The sequence below is a fragment of the Parafilimonas terrae genome (assembly GCF_900115755.1).
Lineage (GTDB): Bacteria > Bacteroidota > Bacteroidia > Chitinophagales > Chitinophagaceae > Parafilimonas > Parafilimonas terrae.
In genome coordinates this window covers 599,068-615,710 of the sequence record NZ_FOXQ01000001.1, presented here as the reverse complement: position 1 = coordinate 615,710, position 16,643 = coordinate 599,068, and the positions used below count along the sequence as shown (strand labels likewise).

Annotated in this window: 11 protein-coding genes and 1 tRNA gene; 6 read left to right on the top strand and 6 right to left on the bottom strand. The window is 37.5% G+C overall.

Features of this window, described 5'->3' with window-relative positions; all coding sequences use genetic code 11:
* Positions 1-85: 85 nt before the first annotated feature.
* From BM015_RS02705 to BM015_RS02695, 3 genes are read right to left on the bottom strand one after another with little or no spacing between them, the layout of a single operon-like run.
* The gene (locus tag BM015_RS02705) at positions 86-3,073 is read right to left on the bottom strand and encodes a T9SS type A sorting domain-containing protein (RefSeq protein ID WP_090654228.1); all 2,988 of its coding nucleotides are present in this window, start codon (positions 3,071-3,073) and stop codon (positions 86-88) included.
* Positions 3,074-3,094: 21 nt separating this feature from the next.
* Positions 3,095-3,478: a DUF4907 domain-containing protein gene (locus BM015_RS02700; protein ID WP_090654226.1), complete on the bottom strand. Its 384-nt coding sequence runs from the start codon at positions 3,476-3,478 to the stop codon at positions 3,095-3,097.
* 11 nt (positions 3,479-3,489) lie between these two features.
* Positions 3,490-4,266 carry a hypothetical protein gene (locus BM015_RS02695; RefSeq protein ID WP_090654224.1) on the bottom strand — a complete coding sequence of 259 codons (777 nt, stop codon included), beginning with the start codon at positions 4,264-4,266 and terminating at the stop codon, positions 3,490-3,492.
* 480 nt (positions 4,267-4,746) lie between these two features.
* Here BM015_RS02695 and BM015_RS02690 point away from each other — a divergent pair, with 480 nt between their 5' ends.
* Together BM015_RS02690 and BM015_RS02685 are read left to right on the top strand one after the other, a co-directional pair.
* Positions 4,747-7,977 (top strand): histidine kinase, encoded by a 3,231-nt coding sequence (locus BM015_RS02690; protein ID WP_090654222.1) that lies wholly within the window; start codon positions 4,747-4,749, stop codon positions 7,975-7,977.
* A gap of 155 nt (positions 7,978-8,132) precedes the next feature.
* Positions 8,133-8,885 carry a LytR/AlgR family response regulator transcription factor gene (locus tag BM015_RS02685; RefSeq protein ID WP_090654220.1) on the top strand — a complete coding sequence of 251 codons (753 nt, stop codon included), beginning with the start codon at positions 8,133-8,135 and terminating at the stop codon, positions 8,883-8,885.
* 91 nt (positions 8,886-8,976) lie between these two features.
* On the opposite strand, the gene BM015_RS02680 is transcribed toward BM015_RS02685, so the two are convergent.
* A complete protein-coding gene (locus BM015_RS02680; RefSeq protein ID WP_245751179.1) occupies positions 8,977-11,898 on the bottom strand; it encodes a TonB-dependent receptor in 2,922 nt (973 codons plus the stop codon).
* A gap of 152 nt (positions 11,899-12,050) precedes the next feature.
* Between BM015_RS02680 and BM015_RS02675 the strand changes: the two genes are divergently transcribed.
* Positions 12,051-12,983 carry a phosphoribosylaminoimidazolesuccinocarboxamide synthase gene (locus BM015_RS02675; RefSeq protein ID WP_090654218.1) on the top strand — a complete coding sequence of 311 codons (933 nt, stop codon included), beginning with the start codon at positions 12,051-12,053 and terminating at the stop codon, positions 12,981-12,983.
* Between the two features lie 51 nt (positions 12,984-13,034).
* On the opposite strand, the gene trhO is transcribed toward BM015_RS02675, so the two are convergent.
* Positions 13,035-14,069 carry an oxygen-dependent tRNA uridine(34) hydroxylase TrhO gene (trhO, locus tag BM015_RS02670; RefSeq protein ID WP_090654216.1) on the bottom strand — a complete coding sequence of 345 codons (1,035 nt, stop codon included), beginning with the start codon at positions 14,067-14,069 and terminating at the stop codon, positions 13,035-13,037.
* A gap of 184 nt (positions 14,070-14,253) precedes the next feature.
* On the opposite strand from trhO, the gene BM015_RS02665 reads away from it, so the two are divergent.
* Positions 14,254-14,766, top strand: a complete 513-nt coding sequence (locus tag BM015_RS02665; RefSeq protein WP_090654215.1) for a class I SAM-dependent methyltransferase — start codon at positions 14,254-14,256, stop codon at positions 14,764-14,766.
* Between the two features lie 6 nt (positions 14,767-14,772).
* Here the strand turns inward: BM015_RS02665 and BM015_RS02660 are convergent, their stop codons facing one another.
* The gene (locus tag BM015_RS02660; protein ID WP_090654213.1) at positions 14,773-15,867 is read right to left on the bottom strand and encodes a Gfo/Idh/MocA family protein; all 1,095 of its coding nucleotides are present in this window, start codon (positions 15,865-15,867) and stop codon (positions 14,773-14,775) included.
* Positions 15,868-16,014: 147 nt separating this feature from the next.
* Here BM015_RS02660 and BM015_RS02655 point away from each other — a divergent pair, with 147 nt between their 5' ends.
* Together BM015_RS02655 and BM015_RS02650 are read left to right on the top strand one after the other, a co-directional pair.
* The gene (locus BM015_RS02655) at positions 16,015-16,527 is read left to right on the top strand and encodes a hypothetical protein (RefSeq protein ID WP_090654211.1); all 513 of its coding nucleotides are present in this window, start codon (positions 16,015-16,017) and stop codon (positions 16,525-16,527) included.
* Between the two features lie 8 nt (positions 16,528-16,535).
* Positions 16,536-16,611: transfer RNA gene (locus BM015_RS02650), tRNA-Gly, on the top strand.
* The last annotated feature ends 32 nt before the right edge of the window (positions 16,612-16,643 follow it).

The window sequence follows — 16,643 nt, the reverse complement described above, 5'->3', positions numbered from 1 at the left end:
TGCAAGTACTAATTTTATCAGCAACAACATTTTCTCAGAAGAGATAAAAAAGATAATGTTGTTTGTTGTTTCCCATCACTGGTTATTATCTTGCCACAGCTACTTTTTGCGTTTCACCTGTTGTGTTGTTCTTTAAATAATATACACCGGCAGGCAGCTTGCTTACATCAATAACGCCAATCTTATCAACAGGTTTTGTAAATATTGTTCTTCCCTGCTGATCCATTAATGAAATAATTGCTGTGCTATTTGTGTGCACATTAATTACATCTTTAGCAGGATTAGGATAAACAGTAAACGAGTTTAAAGCCGTTGTATTTTTTAGAATACTTTCAGCATTAGATACAGCCGGTATAAATTTATCTTCCACATCACCAACATATAGTTCATAACCGGTAGAAGGTTCAAAAGCTGTGAACGCAAGTTTACTATTGAAAGCCGTTAGATTACTTAAGCTTGTTACGTTTAAAAGATTTGCATCATCTATGATATGGGTGCCGGCATTAGTGCCATCGCTCTGCCATAAGCCGCCATTTAGTGTAAAGAAAAGTTTATTATGCACTGTTGTAAAGTCAGCAATGTAAGCATTGCTTAAGTCGGGTATTGTTAATAATATTTTTGTACTTTGTTTTGTGCCATCAGATTTCCAAAGCTGGGGCCCATGTATTCCATCATCAGCCGTAAAATATATTAAACTGTCGCCGCCCGCAAGATTATATATGCCGGATGAAGCCGGGCCGCGATATATATCTTTTACCAGGTATGCTATGTTATTGATTTTATCAATGGCATATAATTCTGTGCCCCTGCCAACTGTTCTTGAACCTGTGAAAAATAATTTGTTATTAGCTTCAACAAACGGGCTGGTGGCAATAATAAGAGCTTTAACCGGGTTGGTTCCTGCCAGGGTACCGTTGGATGAACACGCAAACGGGCCATAACCTATATCGGCGGTAAAATAAAGTTGTCCATTAAATGAACTGAAGTTAGAAGGATTAGAACCATTGGCGCCCGGGGCAATATCCCTTACTATTCCTGTGCCGGCAATTGTACCATTGCTTACAAACAATTCATATCCATAAGTAAAATCATAATCTGTAAAAAATAATTTATCACCAACGGTTTTTAAATTAACAGCATAGTAAGCGTACATATTTTGTTTAAGTGGAAAAGTTCCTGCTTTTGTTCCATCGCTGCGCCAAAGCTCAGCTTCGTTAGTTGCATGATTTATGATATATAAATACAAAAGGTCTGACGAAGCACCCATCCAATAAACTTCTGTAAGAGCGTTTTCATTTATTATTGATTCGAGAGAAGGAAGTGATAATATCTTTGTTGTTGCGGGCGTACCTTTTGTTTTGCAAAGTTTGGTAATAACTGATACATCAGAAGTAGTGTGATTAGCAGTGTCAATAATATTTGCTAAAAAATAGGTTTCATTATTCATGTTAACAATATGATACGGCGAAGAACCAAATGAGCCTTTAAGTAAATCTTTTACAAGATGCGTTCCTTCTTGCGAGCCGTCTGTTATACAAAGCTCCTGGCCATATTTAAGATCATTAGCAACAAACAATAATTTACTGCTGTCTGCATTTTGTGTAAGCGCTGATGGGAAAGAAGAACTGCTTACTGATTTGTTGATGTTTTTTACCATAAATGTGCCATCTGGCGTGCCGTCTGTTCGCCATAGTTCCAAACCATTTTTGCCATCTGTTGCTTCAAAAAGGCTCACGCTATTTCCAATATAAGTGATGTTATCTGCACGTGAACCTGAAGGGCCGGCGCTAATGTCTTTTATCATTATTGTTCCCGCTTCTGTTCCATTGCTTTTCCAGATTTCATAACCATGCGCATCATCATAAAATGAAAAAAGAAGTGTGCCGTTGGCATCCGCAAAATCTTTATATAAATAAATATTTCTTCCGCCGGGGTTAATATTTCTTACCTGCATAGTGCCTGCCTCTGTTCCGTCTGATTTCCACAGTACCTGGTCCTTACCATTAAACACAGTAAAAAATAAGGTTCCGCCTACATTGGTAATGTTGTAAAGATTATTGCTGAAGAAACCGGGATTTATATTTTTTATTATATTAATCGTATTTGCAGCGTCAGCAGTATTATAGGCGCAAAAATGGCTTCCGTCATTATCATTTATATTTCCCGAAAAATAAACTGTTTCATCTTTTACAGTAAAAGTGATGCCATACCAGTTGTCAACAATAATATTGTTTGGATTGTTTGCTTTATATGTTCCTGCATCTGTGCCGTCTGATACCCATAATTGGCGTTGCCCTGAGCCATCATCTGCCGCAAAACAAAGCAGCCCGTTTACCGGCGTTAATTGCGTTGGTTCGCTTCCTGCATAAGGGTTAATATCTTTTACCATGTGTGTGCTGCCGGGAACGCCGTCAGTTGTGTAAATTTCGTTACCGTCAAAAAAGCTTTGCGCCACAAAAAATAAACGGCCGTTTGCATTGGTTAACAGGGTTGGGCTGTAACCTCCAATTTCTGAATAAAGATCACATACCATTGTAGTTCCTGAAACAGTGCCATCGCTTTTCCATATTTGATTAGTGCTTCCGGCATAAAAATATAAAGCGCCATTTACATCAGTTAAATAAGAAGGAACAGACGGGAAATCGGGAAATATTTTTAGTATAGATGTGCCTTGCCCTGTTCCGTCGCTAACATATAATTCGGACCCGCTCCCATTATCTACAGTAAAATATATTTTGTTTCCGGATGCGGTTATCCTGTTTATACTTGATAATGATGAGCCCGTGTTTATTTCTTCTACCATAAATGTGCCTTCTCTTGTGCCATCACTTCGCCATAATTTAATGCCATGAATACCGTCGCTGGCAGCGAAATAGGCAATATTGTTTAAAACCGCGTATTGATATTTTCCAAACAGAAAGTCTGGCGTTATATAATCATAGATGCTATAATTTGATGGGTGTGCATCTTTTGAATTATTAATATCCAGCACATGAAAGTTTTGTGCCTGTATAGCATTGCCTGCATAAGCAATTGTAAACACTGATAGTATTATTATGTAAATCTTTTTCATAAAATCCTTTTTGAATATTTATTAAGGTTGTTTTTGCCCGGCTATTATTTTTTTTAATTCTTCCCGCGTTAAAGCTGCTGGCCGGTTTTCGCTTAACTTTTTAATGGAGTATAAAGCGGCTTTTTCCGCCTGTTCTTTTTTTGGGAGTGCGGTAACAAATTCGCTGGGCCGGGCTGGCGAAGCACCCTGGTGAAATATAAATTTTCCATTACTTAATATATCATAACCATACATTTTATTAGGCGCCTGGAAAACCTTGTAGGTATAGTTGCCGGTGGTTATGTTTTGTGTTTGATTAAAGCTTGTTGCAGCGGAATTATTTATCTGTTGTGTATGCGCCGCATTAGCGATTAGCAGAGCTGCTGCAATGAAAAATGCACAGGCATGATTTTTTTTTGTTTTCATAACATTTTATTTTATTGCTTATGAGATTTGAGCTTTGTATTAAAAGGTATTGCAATGCCAAGTGAAAAGCTGGTATTCGATATAGGCTCGTTATCATTAGTTAACACGGTTTCTGTTAGCTGCATTATAACCTGAACATGTTCAAAGCCACTTCGTAACATCAATCCCGGTTCCCAGAAAAAATATGATTTGCCTTTACGTAATGATTCTACATAGTCGTAGTCATATAAATTATTTTCTTTTGAAAGTGTTGAATGCTTTAAGCCAAGATTTACAAAGCTGAATTTTGAAGAGAACGCCGCGTTAAAATACCTGGAGGTAAAGCCGATTGAGGGTTGCACAAAGAATTTTGTAATGGATGTTTTTGCGTCTTCTGTTATGTAATTGCCATAACTGCTTTTATAAATGTTGTTTACGTTTCCAAAGCCAAGTCCCGAGTAAGTTTCAAACACCATATGGTTTTTTGCAAAAGGTTTAAAATACCCGCCGGCTGCTTCAATATAATTTCCTGAACCTGAGCCATACTCTTCTTCATTTCCTGAAGCATGAAAAAAATTCAATTGCAATGCACTGTGGTTACCCAATGCATAGGCGGTTTGAATTTCAAGCCCATCTGCAGTTTCGGTACTGCCCTGCCCTGCTGTTGAAGTGAATTGTGCCTGTAAACGTCCTTCGCCTTTTTCTTTAAACAAGGGTACATTATTGGTATTAGGTGCATAATAATAATGCACACAGGATGTGCTTAATAATGTAAAAAGAATTGTGCTAATAGTGAGATTTGTTTTCATTATCATAGGTTTTAATTTTTAAAGTTTGGGGCTGATATGAAAGGTGGTGCTTAACTATATGGGCAGTTACTAATAGTTATTTGTGTTATTCTTTTTGCCTTGCAAAACTGCTTAACGCAAGCATCTTAAAAATCTTTTCGAAAATTATAGAGTAATAAAAGTGCAGTCAATAATCTTTTAACAATAATAGCAGTTGATTTAACCAGGGGACGTTTTCTTAAAATAAGCCGGCAGCTAAACCGTAAAGTCTAAATATCAATTAAGAAAGAGTGATAGTTAATTTAAAAATAGATTTTATATATTTTAAATGGATAATGTGTAAATTTATAAGCAGCATCTGTAGCCTTAATAGAAAAATTTCGATTGATTTAGAAATATTGATGTATCCTTTTAGAAGGGCTAACCATGAAAGACGATCTAAGTTTGAAGCCTGGAAAATAATATCGCAGCTACACTTTAATAACAACTTAAGCTAACGTTTTGAAATTTTTCAAAACCATACTAATTCTTTCCTGCTTCCACCTGCATGGTATTTCTTTATTTCCACAATACGATTCGCTCATATTTAAAATTGCAAGCAACCCGCTGTTGAAAGATTATAACCTGCGAAAAATATGTGCTGATAAAACCGGCAAACTTTGGTTTGCCACAGATAAAGGTGTTATAAGTTATGACGGAAATGATATAACACTGTTTAAACACGAAGAAGGAGACAGCACAACTTTAAATGTAAGTAGTTCTGGGCGCTTATATTTAGATGACAGCAACAACTTGTATGTTTTTACAATACCCGGGCAGGAATATTTAAATACAGTTACAGGAAAGGTTACGCATTTATATATACAATTAAGAGAGGAAGACAAATCAAAAATATCTTTTCCGTATGCTTTCTCGCAACCGTTTATAGACGACGATGCTTCCATTTGGATGGGCATGTATAATGTTGGGTTTATACATTACAGCCGTAAAACCAAGCAAACAACATATTATACATCCGCCAACAACTTATCGTTTCGTGCAAGCAGTGTTTATGCCATAGAAAGGGATATGCGCAATAAAAATGTTTTATGGCTTGCAACAAATGATGGCATTTACTCCTTCAATAAAATTGATAAAACGATTAACCGCTCTTTCCGGTGCTCCAATCCAAAAGATTCAACCGGGTTTGATAAAGAAATAACAGGTATTGATGAAGGCATTGATACCATCTGGTTTGTTACACCTAATTCAGGTATGGGGTGCTATGATAAAAGAACAGGTATTTATACAATGTTTCCATATAGGGATAAAAAAGGTGGTTTGCATAAGCTTCTTAATATTATTTTTTTTCAGCGTAAAAATGCTGACGAATATTACGTTTCAGAAGATGATAAATTACCAGGTACATTTAATACAAAAACGCACAAATATTATTTTACCGCTGAAGTCAATGATAAATTGCCAGCCATACAATTAAGGCATTTTATTACAGATAGCAGCGAGAATGTATGGAGCCTTATTTTTTACCAGCTTTACCTGGCAAAGCATACCGCAAACCAGTTAAAAACGTTTAAGCTGCCTCCTTCAAAAACCGTAAATAACCTGGAGAATGTTTTTAAAACGGCCGTATGGGACAGCAGGAATAAATGTTATTATGTAGCCTTTGATACAAGAAACGAAGTATTTGTTTTAGATACGAATATGCGGCTTATGCACACGCTGCCAATAGAACAGAAGTATAGTGTGATAAGCAACGAGTTGGCAAGAAGTGTACAAGTAGGCACCGGAACTTTACAGAAAATTATTAGCAATGCAGAAAAGGAAATAAATGCTTTTGACATGGCATTGGATGAAGATGGCCGGTTATGGTTATGCGGCTCTTCATTGTGGGTTTATGATATTGGTTCTAAAAAGATTGTAGTTCCAAAAATCAATCCTGCAATAAACTTTAAGCAATTGCGTTTCCAAAACTTTATTTTCAGAAAGGCTAATATTTATCTGCAACCTTCAAATCCATCAAGTAAAGCAATATATGTTATCAATAGTAAGCAGTTGAGTTGCGACTCAATTTTATTGCCTGCGGAAGTTTTAAAAGATACATCGGGCAGAAACCAGGCAGATAAAATTATTGATATTATTCAAGTAGATAAAAAGGAGGAATTTGCCTACTTCTGTTATAACAGAACCGTTTTTCAGTTTAATCTGCTTACAAAAACTGCAAGAAAAATAATTACGGAAACCGAACAGGAAAAACCCTTTCAGCACTTTTTTAATATGTGTTGGTACCTTCTTGATGACATGAATAATCTTTGGGTTGCTTCATTATCAGGTATAAAAATTTATGAAACTAAAAACCTGAACCTTATAAAACAAATTCCGTTTGAAAAGGATGTTTACCCCATTCAGCTATGCAATATTAATGACCAGGGAGTTGTTTGTGTGTTGAATTCTGCAGGTGTGTTATTAATTGATTATATACATAACCGGCAATATAAATTTGGATTAAGCGACGGGTTAATCAGCGTTTTTAATTCTGGAATTACCTGTGTAAACAACCAGCTTTTTATAGGCGCCGTTGATTATTTGCACACTATAGCTTTAAGCACTATAATAAACAACAGGCCTGCAAGAAAGTGTTATTTATCGCGTATACAAATTTTTAATCAGCCTGTAAAAACAGATAGTTTGCCTGCTTTTTTGCATAGCCTTACTTTAAAGCACAATCAAAATTTTATTACGCTAACTTTTTCCTCCACAGAATATGACCAGCCGGAAAGATTGGAATACCGTTATAAAATGGAAGGAATAAATAAAACGTGGGTTTATGCAAATTATTTAGACCGCGCCATACATTATAACAACCTTAAACCCGGCAATTATTTTTTTTATGCCGATGTAAAAAATGCAGATGGCCAATGGAGCGCAGATGGTGTGAGGCTTTCCATCATTATACAACCGGCATGGTGGCAAACAGATGTGTTTATATTTTTATTAGCGTTTACAATTATAGCGGCAGTTACTTTATTTGTGCAATGGCGCATTACTTCTGTTCGAAAACAAGAGCAACTGAAAGCTAAATATCAAAAGGAATTGTTAGAGCTGGAGGCAAAAGCACTTCGTGCACAAATGAACCCGCATTTTATTTTTAACTGCATGAACTCGATTAAGTCGCTTATACAAAAAAATGAAAACGAAAAGGCTATACTTTATCTTACCACCTTCTCAAAACTTATACGCATTGTATTTCAAAATTCAGATAAGAGGGATATAAGCTTGCATGATGAATTAGAAACTTGCCGGTTGTATGTTCAGCTTGAAAGCATGCGTTTTGGAGATAAATTTTCTTATGCTTTCAATATTAATGAGAGCATAGATTTAAAATCTGTAAAGGTGCCCGCACTCATTATTCAGCCATTTATAGAGAATGCAATATGGCATGGTATTATGCTTAAAAGTGACAGCGGAATGCTAACTGTAACTATTGACGCAACCGATCACACAATCTACTGCATAATTGATGATGATGGCATAGGAAGGGAAGTAGCACGGCAAAATAGTTTTAAATCGGAATCTTCAATGCATGAATCAAAAGGTGTGCGCTTAACCCAGGCGCGGCTAAACCTGGATAACCTTCTTAACGAGAAAAAAGCAAACTTGGAAATAATTGATAAACTGGATGAAAATAACATGCCGGGCGGCACCACTGTGATACTTAATTTCAATGAGTATTAATGTAAACAGACGCAATTATCAATTCAGGCTGATGAACAGTTAATTCAGCATGCATGTTTGTTATGTAAGCTGGTTAAGATTAATCTCAATTCATTATTTTGAGAATATGGAAACTGGCATTATGGGCTTTATATGAAACTTGTAATGGTTATTAAATGATAAAATCAATTATTATAGACGATGAGCAGTATTGTATTGATGCACTTAAAACTGATATAGATAAATATTGTGGTAATGTTGAAGTGTCGGCAACATGCACCTCAGCCAAGGAAGGAATCTTCGCCATTAAAAAATATAAACCACGCCTTATTTTCCTTGATGTGGAAATGCCCTGGATGAATGGGTTTGAGATGCTGGAATTGCTTGATCACATTGACTTTTGCATCATTTTTACTACAGCACATGATAAGTTTGCAGCGCGGGCATTTCGCATAAGCGCTGTAGATTATTTATTAAAGCCTGTTGATATAAACGATTTAAAAACTGCAATAAAAAAAGCCGAAGAGAAAATTCTTGCTTCAGAAGGTGCAATAAATATCGAAAATTTATTGCATAATATAAAGCAGCCTTCGCAACGTCAAAAAATTGCTTTTCCTCAAAGGGATGGCTATGAATTTATTCCTGCAGAGAATATTTTATACTGTCATGCGGAGGGCGCTTATACAACCGTTCATCTTACCGGTAATAAAAAATTACTTGTTTCAAGGGCGCTTGGGGATATTGAGGAAATGTTGCCGGAAGATGTTTTTCAACGCATTCATCATTCAATAATTGTAAACGTGCATCATATTACTAATCTTATCCGTTCTGATGGCGGTTATGTGATGATTGATAACGGTGAAAAGCTGATAATATCAAAATCAAAAAAGGATATATTGCTCCAGCGGCTGGGATTAAAAAGGGATTAATTCATCTTTAAAAGAGGATAGTTATTTCCTCTTAAGGCACTCAAATAAAAAACCCCCGTGTGAAACAGGGGTTCTGCTAAACATTTAATAACTAAAAAACATTATACCCGATGCTTGCATAAAACAAAGCTCCGATATAAGGGTTACCAAATGCATTGCGATAATAATGATTTGTTATGTTAGTGCCGCCAACTTTAACAAGAACTTTTTGTTTTGTGAAGTTATAACTCACCTGTGCATCCAGCGTTCCAAAGGCTGGAATTGTTCCGGAACCAAAAGTCCCTTCCCAGTTAACTTTATCCTGCCATTTGTAAATTACATTAAAGCCAACGCCTTTGTATGCATTTGAACTGGAGAAGCCGAGATTGAAGCGTGTTTTGGGTGTATTGAAAAATGTAACAAGGCCTTCCTGCACATCACTTAACTGGTCGCCATATACATTGCCGGTAACAGCATAGGTTTTGCCAATGCGGTATTGCAGGCTTATGCCCCAGCCATTGGCTTTAACGGGTGTGCTTGTGTTAACCACAAATGCATAATTGTCGCTGGTAAAAGGGCTCGCTAAATATGCCAGGTTATTTGAAGGGTTTCCTGCTGAGTCGCCCCTTGCTACAGCTTGCCGTGCTATAAAATCTTTATACCTGCTGAAATAATAATAGGCATCAATTAAAAAAACATTATTTATTACACCACGATAACCAATTTCATAAGACTCCATTGTCTCAGGCTTGGCTTTGGCAAAAGTTGCTTTTTCAAGCAATGCGGGGTTATGGTTTGGATCATTCCGAAAAGCATCAACACTTGTAGCCGTATAAACGGGATATTGATCGAACTTGTATAAAGTATTAAATACAGGCAGGCAGCCAATTAAATAACTTCCGGGTGTTTTCAGGTTTATCCACTGATCCTGGTTATTGGGAAACCGGTAAGCCTGCTGATAGGAAAGGCGGATAACATGCTCTTTTGCAGGTGTTATTGTTGCCGTAAACCTTGGTGTAAAGCGCCCTTTGAAATTTTCGTTTTTATCATAACGCCCCGAAGCGGTTAATTTCAACACATCTTTCACTATTTCTTTTTGCAGTTGAAGATAAGCGCCGTATTCGCTGATGTTAATGGGGCCATCAGGCTCGTAAAAAATGGTATTGTTTGAATTAAGATGATATAAGCGATAGCTGGCGCCGGCCAGCACATCAATTACTTTTACAAACCGTGAAAAATTATATTGACCGGAAAGCTGGTAAAGGCTTGATTTATCAGCAAACTGCGAACCGCCTTCATTTATGGAAGTGGTAGTTGAATTTTTGAAAGTAGTGTTGAAATCTGATGAACCTGGCATATATCTTCCCGCATCGGCAGCAGCGCGGGCAGCGGTATGTGCAGTATTTGCATCAGCACCCTGTTCTATTGCCCCGGAATAAGTTCCTATATATTGCGCAAACCATGTAGCATTATCTTTCCATGTATTATTAATGCCTAAAGCAGCAAGCGTTGTAGCATAAGAATCACCAGAATTCTCCTGGGTTGTATACGCGCGTACAAACCAGTTTGGATTATTTATTTCAAGCTTGTATTGGCCAATATTGAAGTTTTTTAATGAGTATCTGTCGGCGCCTGTATATACCGTAGTTCCCAAACCCCAGTTCCCGGTTAAGGAAGCCTCGGTGCTGCTGTTAATCTTATAATATAATCCTCCCGAGATTTTAAAATTATGGGCATTGTAATTAGCAAGGTCTTTCTCATAATACCCGGTACGGCTTGCCTTCTGCGTACCATAAATATCGTTACGCAGCCCTAAATTAAAAGGAATTAAATTGGATCCGGCTGCTGCCAAACCACCAGTTGGATCAAGTGCATTAAGTGTATTTATGTAATTAGTTATATCCTGTTCAGATGGCTGTGGCGGCAGTGTACTGTTAGTAAATTGCACAATATCAAAAGTGCCGCCCGTTGCGCTTAAAACGCCTTGTCTTGTTTGTTCCTGGAAGATTTGGGCAAAACCTTCCATTCCAGCGCTTGCTTCATCGCCATATACATTCACGCCATCATAATTAGGATCAGTTGCCCTTGTACCCGATTTTATTTTGCTCAGCACATTATTACGTTCGAGATTGGTGGAATCATCTGCACGCCAGTCATCAGCCTTCATATATTCAGCGCTGATCTTGAATGCAAATTTATCAGACACTTTCTTGCCCCATCTTATAGCAATATCATGAAAAGGCGAAGCTTTATGCCGGTAATCATTTATATGCATGATGCCTTCTTTTACTTCGGCGCTGAAACCCTGGTATTTAAAGGGGTCTTTACTTGAAATAAGTAATGTGCCGTTCATACCGCCGGAACCATATAATGCAGATGATGCGCCGGAAAGCAATTCCATATTATCAACATCCAAATCAGTAAGGCCAATTACATTACCAACCGAAAAATTTAAGGCCGGTGCTGAATTATCCATTCCATCTACTAATTGATTAAGCCGGAGGTTACCGCTGCCATTAAACCCACGTGTTGATATGGTTTTAAATGTATAGCTTGATGTAGTTACATCAACACCCTTTAAATTGTTTAATGCATCATAATAATTGGGGCCGGGCGTATTCCGGATAGCGGTGGCGCTCACCCGTTCAATCGTTACCGGCGATTCAAGTATGCGTTCGGGCAATCTTGATGCAGCCACCACAATTTCCTGTCCAAGCGCAAAACTTGGTTCAAGCTCCGTATTTATAACCTGGCTATTGCTTTCAACATTTATATCTTTTTCGGTATAGCCAATAGAAGATATCGTTATTACAAAAGGCGGCTTTTGTGCGGTTACAAGCCTGAAATTTCCTTTTTCATCGGTATAAGTACCGTCGCCGGTGCCTTTAACAATAATTGATATGGCAGCCAGGTTTTCTTTAGTGGTACTGTTCTTAATATTTCCTGTTATTATGGTTGGCTGTTGAGCAAAAACCTGGTTAGCATTTATAATACAGAAAATAATAAAGAGCAAGAGAGGCATTTTCTTTTGCATAGAAAAGTTTTAGCAGTACAATAATAGTACTTGTTGCAAACAATCGAAATAATAATATACCAAATTATGCGCATTATTTAGTTAGATGAAGTTAGATTATTTTTTCTGAATCATTTTGTGCGGTTCCACATCTCTTGTAGGTTTGTGTTTATATGAAAAAACAACAATTTGAGTTTGAAGGCCAAACCAGTTTTTATAGCGGCAAGGTGAGGGATGTTTACACTATAAAAAATGATATCCTTGTAATGATTGCCAGCAACCGCATTTCTGCCTTTGATGTTATTCTTCCCCGGCCAATTCCCTATAAAGGGCAGGTTTTAAACCAGATTGCGGCTTATATGCTCGATGCCACAAAAGATATTTGCCCCAACTGGCTTTTAAAGGTGCCCGCACCCAATGTTTCCATTGGTAAAAAATGTAAGCCATTCAAGGTTGAAATGGTAGTACGGGGCAATTTGGTAGGCCATGCCTGGCGTACTTATAAAAGCAATAAACGCATTTTATGCGGCGCTTTAATGCCTGAAGGTTTAAAAGAAAATGATTTCTTTCCTGAACCCATTATTACGCCAAGCACCAAGGCCGATGCCGGACATGATGAAGATATTGATTCGGACGGTATAGTTGCTGCGGGAATTACTACAAAAGAGGAATGGAAAATATTGAGCGATTATGCATTAAAACTGTTTGCACGCGGCAAAGAAATTGCAGCCAGGCAGGGTTTGATACTCGCCGATACCAAGTATGAATTTGGCAAGATTGGCAATGAAATCTATTTAATGGATGAAGTGCACACGCCGGATAGTTCGAGGTATTTTTATGCTGATGGTTTTGAAGAGCGCCAGCGCAAAGGCGAACGCCAGAAGCAGCTTAGTAAAGAGTTTGTGCGCGAATGGCTGATTGAAAATAATTTTATGGGCAAAGAAGGCCAAACCGTGCCTGAAATGAGTGAGGATTGGGTGAACACCATTTCGCAACGTTATATTGAATTATACGAAACCGTTATTGGTGAAAAGTTTATTCCGCAGGAGTTAAGCGATGAGGAAACATATAGGCGGATTGTTGAAGAGCTGAAAGAAGTTGAGTAATTGATTGAGTTGATTTGAGGAAATCGCTTAATATACTAACATATCAACTTTTCAACCATTCAACTTTGGTCTTAAACGAACTTTACTTTTATTAAAAACATTGCGCCCTTTATCAATGCCTTTGCGTATTTGTTTTTGTCTTTCCAAAGGAAGATGGATGGTTTCTTTACATTCAGTGCTGCAGCAGCCATCATATTTTTGGCGGCATTCTTCGCATTGAATAAATAAAAGATGGCAGCCATTATTGGCGCAGTTGGTATGTGTGTCGCAGGGTTTCCCGCATTGATGGCATTTGGCAATTACATCTTCTGTAATGCGTTCTCCCAGGCGGTTATCAAATACAAAGTTTTTGCCAATGAATCTTGATGGCTGGTTGTTTCCCTTTACCTGTTTTGCATAATTAATAATACCGCCTTCAAGGTGAAAAACATTTTTAAAACCATTATGCAGCATATAAGCGCTTGCTTTTTCGCAGCGTATGCCGCCGGTGCAATACATAATGATGTTTTTTTCTTCATTGCCTTTCATCATGTCAACAGCCATAGGCAACTGTTCGCGAAAAGTATCTGATGGAATTTCAATGGCCTTCTCAAAATGGCCCACTTCATATTCATAATGATTGCGCATATCAATGACAATCGTGTCATCTTTTTGCAGCAGTTCATTCATTTGTTCTGCATTTACATAGCGGCCCTTATTTTCCATACTGAAACCGGGATCGGTAATGCCATCAGCAACAATTTTTTCCCGCACTTTTACAGACAAAACCCAGAAACTTTTTCCATCATCATCTACCGCTATATTTAAACGAAGGTTGTTTAATTCGCTGATGGAATACAAAAATGTTTTGAAAGTTTCAAAATTGGATTGCGGCACACTTACCTGCGCATTAATGCCTTCTTTGGCAATGTAGATTCTGCCGAATACTTTTAAATTATATAAGTGCTTATATAAATGATCGCGAAACTCCTGCGGGTTTTGAACAGGAAAATATTGATAGAAACTGATAGTTGTTCTCGGTTCAGTTTCTTCATAAAGGCGGCGCTTTAATTCTTCACCGGAAACACGGTTATGTAATACAGCCATTGTGTAAAAATTTCAGACCTTGCTTAAAGCAAGATTCCATTAAACAATATGGATTCCGTTGCAGGCGGAACAAAATTGGCTGCAAATATAATGTGCCTTTTTTATTATGATTTTTTACAGTGAAAGATTAAGAAATGTTTGAAGAATTTGAATATAGTTTTGGCGCTTTAATGAGCAATAGATTATGCAGTTAAAAGAAGCCATATCTCTTATACAACATAAGTTTCCGGAACATACAACTGTTTGGGCGGATTTAGGTTGCGGTGATGGCTTGTTTACTGATGCACTTGCCCAACTATTGGCAGACGATAGTTTGATTTATGCGGTTGATAAAAGCAGTAATGCATTAACACATGTTGCCGTTAGAAAGGAAATTAAACTCGAAAAACTTGCTTTGGATTTTGTGACGGATGCACTCCCATTTAAAAATTTATCGGGCATTTTAATGGCAAATGCTTTTCATTTTGTGAAAGACAAGCATGCGTTTATTAATAAAGTTTTTAATTGCCTTAATGAAAATGGTTACCTGCTAATAATTGAATATAACACGGATGCTGCCAATATGTGGGTGCCTTATCCCATTAGTTTTAAAAAACTTAAAAACTTTTTTGAAATGTATAAATGGAGAACAACCAGGATCGGCGAATTAGCATCACGCTTTGGTGGCAGCATGTATTCGGCTATTATTTCCAAATAAATATTTTTATTGGGGTGAAAGCACAACCCTCTTGCCTGTTTTTGCAGATTCCCTTGCGGCTTCTAATATCTTCACAACAATTAAATTTGTTTCCAGCGATGAAGGATCATTTGTGTCGTGTATTTCTCCCTTTAATGCTGCCGCCAGGTAAGACAAATTATCTTTATAAATAAGCGGTTTTGTTTCAACTGTATGATAATTTACTGTATCTCTTCTTTTAAGTTCATCATTATTTAAAGCATGTAAATAGGCTTTCTCGCCAAACACTTCAAAATCTTTTATACCAAATGGCCAGTTCCACGATGCTTCAATAATGCCTGTTGCTTTTGGATATTCAAGCAAGATTGTTGCATCATCATCAACCTTTGGATAAATGTTTGGTTTAATATGCCTGGTAATAGCAGTTACCGCAACCGGCGCCTGACCTTTCATTAGCCAGGTCATAAGGTCGGCGCCATAACAGCCAAAATCAATAATAGCGCCGCCGCCATTTTTTACCGGATCGGTAAGCCATTCCAGGAAGTATTTACTGCAGCCAATTTCAACAGGGCCCTGGTGTCCGTCGTGCACAATCATTTTTCTTACTTCACCAATTGTTTGCTCCTTATTTACAATATCATACACCTGTTGATTACTCGGGTACCAGGTGGTTTCATAATTGGTCAATAATTGTATGTGATATTTTCTTGCAAGCATGGCCATGCGCTCAGCCTGCGCAACAGTTGTTGCCAAAGGTTTTTCAACCATAACAGAAACACCTTTTGGCGCACAGGCTTCCACAACGGCAAGATGATCTGCGATAGCATTATAAGCCAATACAGCATCTGGTTTAATGTGTTTCAGCATTTCGGTAACAGATGTATAAAAAATGGAGTCAGGGAGTTTATATCTTTCTTTATAGCGTTGCACCAATTCATTATTTGGTTCGGCAATGCCAATTATTTCTACTTCACCATTTTTATATTGGTTCATTAAGCCGTAAGCATGATCGTGGTTAAGGCCTGCAACCCCAACTTTAAGCGGCTGGGCATGAGAAGCAAAGCAAAATAAAAGGCAGGCAAATAATAAACAGGCGGTTATACTATTTTTACTGTTTTTCATAAACAGGAATTAAAAATGAATAATGAATTATGGCAACGAATATAATTGCAGAATAATAAAAAGCGCTTTGCAATTATACAACGCTGTTAAAGTAAAGTGTATCTTAAAATAGCCCGGTATTTTATTAATGAATGCTAATTTTGCGCCATGAATTTTGAATACAACCATTTATTGCCTGCAGATTTTGATGCTAATTCAAGGGTTTGGATTTACCAGGCAAGCCGTTTATTTACCATAAGCGAAGCTTTGCAAATTGAAGATATTTTAAATGATTTGGTTCAGCACTGGAACGCGCATGGAGCGCCGGTAAAAGGCTATGCTAATTTATTTTTTGGCCAGTTTATAATTTTAATGGCCGATGAAACCGCAACCGGCGTTAGCGGGTGCAGTATTGATAGTTCGGTACGCATTATTCAACAGATAGAAAAACAATTTGGTGTTGAAATGTTCAACTGGCAAAATCTTGCTTTTGTGGTAAAGGATAAAGTGCAGATAATTCCCCGCCAGCAGTTTAATTATGCGCTGGAAAATAATTTTATTTCGCCCGATACATTATTTTTTAATAATGTTGTGGCCACGAAAAAAGAACTGGAAGAAAACTGGATAATCCCGGTAAAAAATAGCTGGCTTAAAACAAAAATTAAAGCCACAGTTCAATAACAAATCAAGCGGAAGTAGCTCATCCGGTAGAGTATTAGTTTCCCAAACTAAAGGTGGCGGGTTCGAGTCCCGTCTTCCGCTCCATCTCTCTCCTTATTGTTTTAACTATCACCATC

Bases quoted from the DNA above. Each gene is read 5' to 3' on its own strand.
- BM015_RS02705 (WP_090654228.1), bottom strand. From the start codon at position 3,073: ATGAAAAAGATTTACATAATAATACTATCAGTGTTTACAATTGCTTAT.
- BM015_RS02700 (WP_090654226.1), bottom strand. From the start codon at position 3,478: ATGAAAACAAAAAAAAATCATGCCTGTGCATTTTTCATTGCAGCAGCT.
- BM015_RS02695 (WP_090654224.1), bottom strand. From the start codon at position 4,266: ATGAAAACAAATCTCACTATTAGCACAATTCTTTTTACATTATTAAGC.
- BM015_RS02685 (WP_090654220.1), top strand. From the start codon at position 8,133: ATGATAAAATCAATTATTATAGACGATGAGCAGTATTGTATTGATGCA.
- BM015_RS02680 (WP_245751179.1), bottom strand. From the start codon at position 11,898: ATGCAAAAGAAAATGCCTCTCTTGCTCTTTATTATTTTCTGTATTATA.
- BM015_RS02675 (WP_090654218.1), top strand. From the start codon at position 12,051: ATGAAAAAACAACAATTTGAGTTTGAAGGCCAAACCAGTTTTTATAGC.
- trhO (WP_090654216.1), bottom strand. From the start codon at position 14,069: ATGGCTGTATTACATAACCGTGTTTCCGGTGAAGAATTAAAGCGCCGC.
- BM015_RS02665 (WP_090654215.1), top strand. From the start codon at position 14,254: ATGCAGTTAAAAGAAGCCATATCTCTTATACAACATAAGTTTCCGGAA.
- BM015_RS02660 (WP_090654213.1), bottom strand. From the start codon at position 15,867: ATGAAAAACAGTAAAAATAGTATAACCGCCTGTTTATTATTTGCCTGC.
- BM015_RS02655 (WP_090654211.1), top strand. From the start codon at position 16,015: ATGAATTTTGAATACAACCATTTATTGCCTGCAGATTTTGATGCTAAT.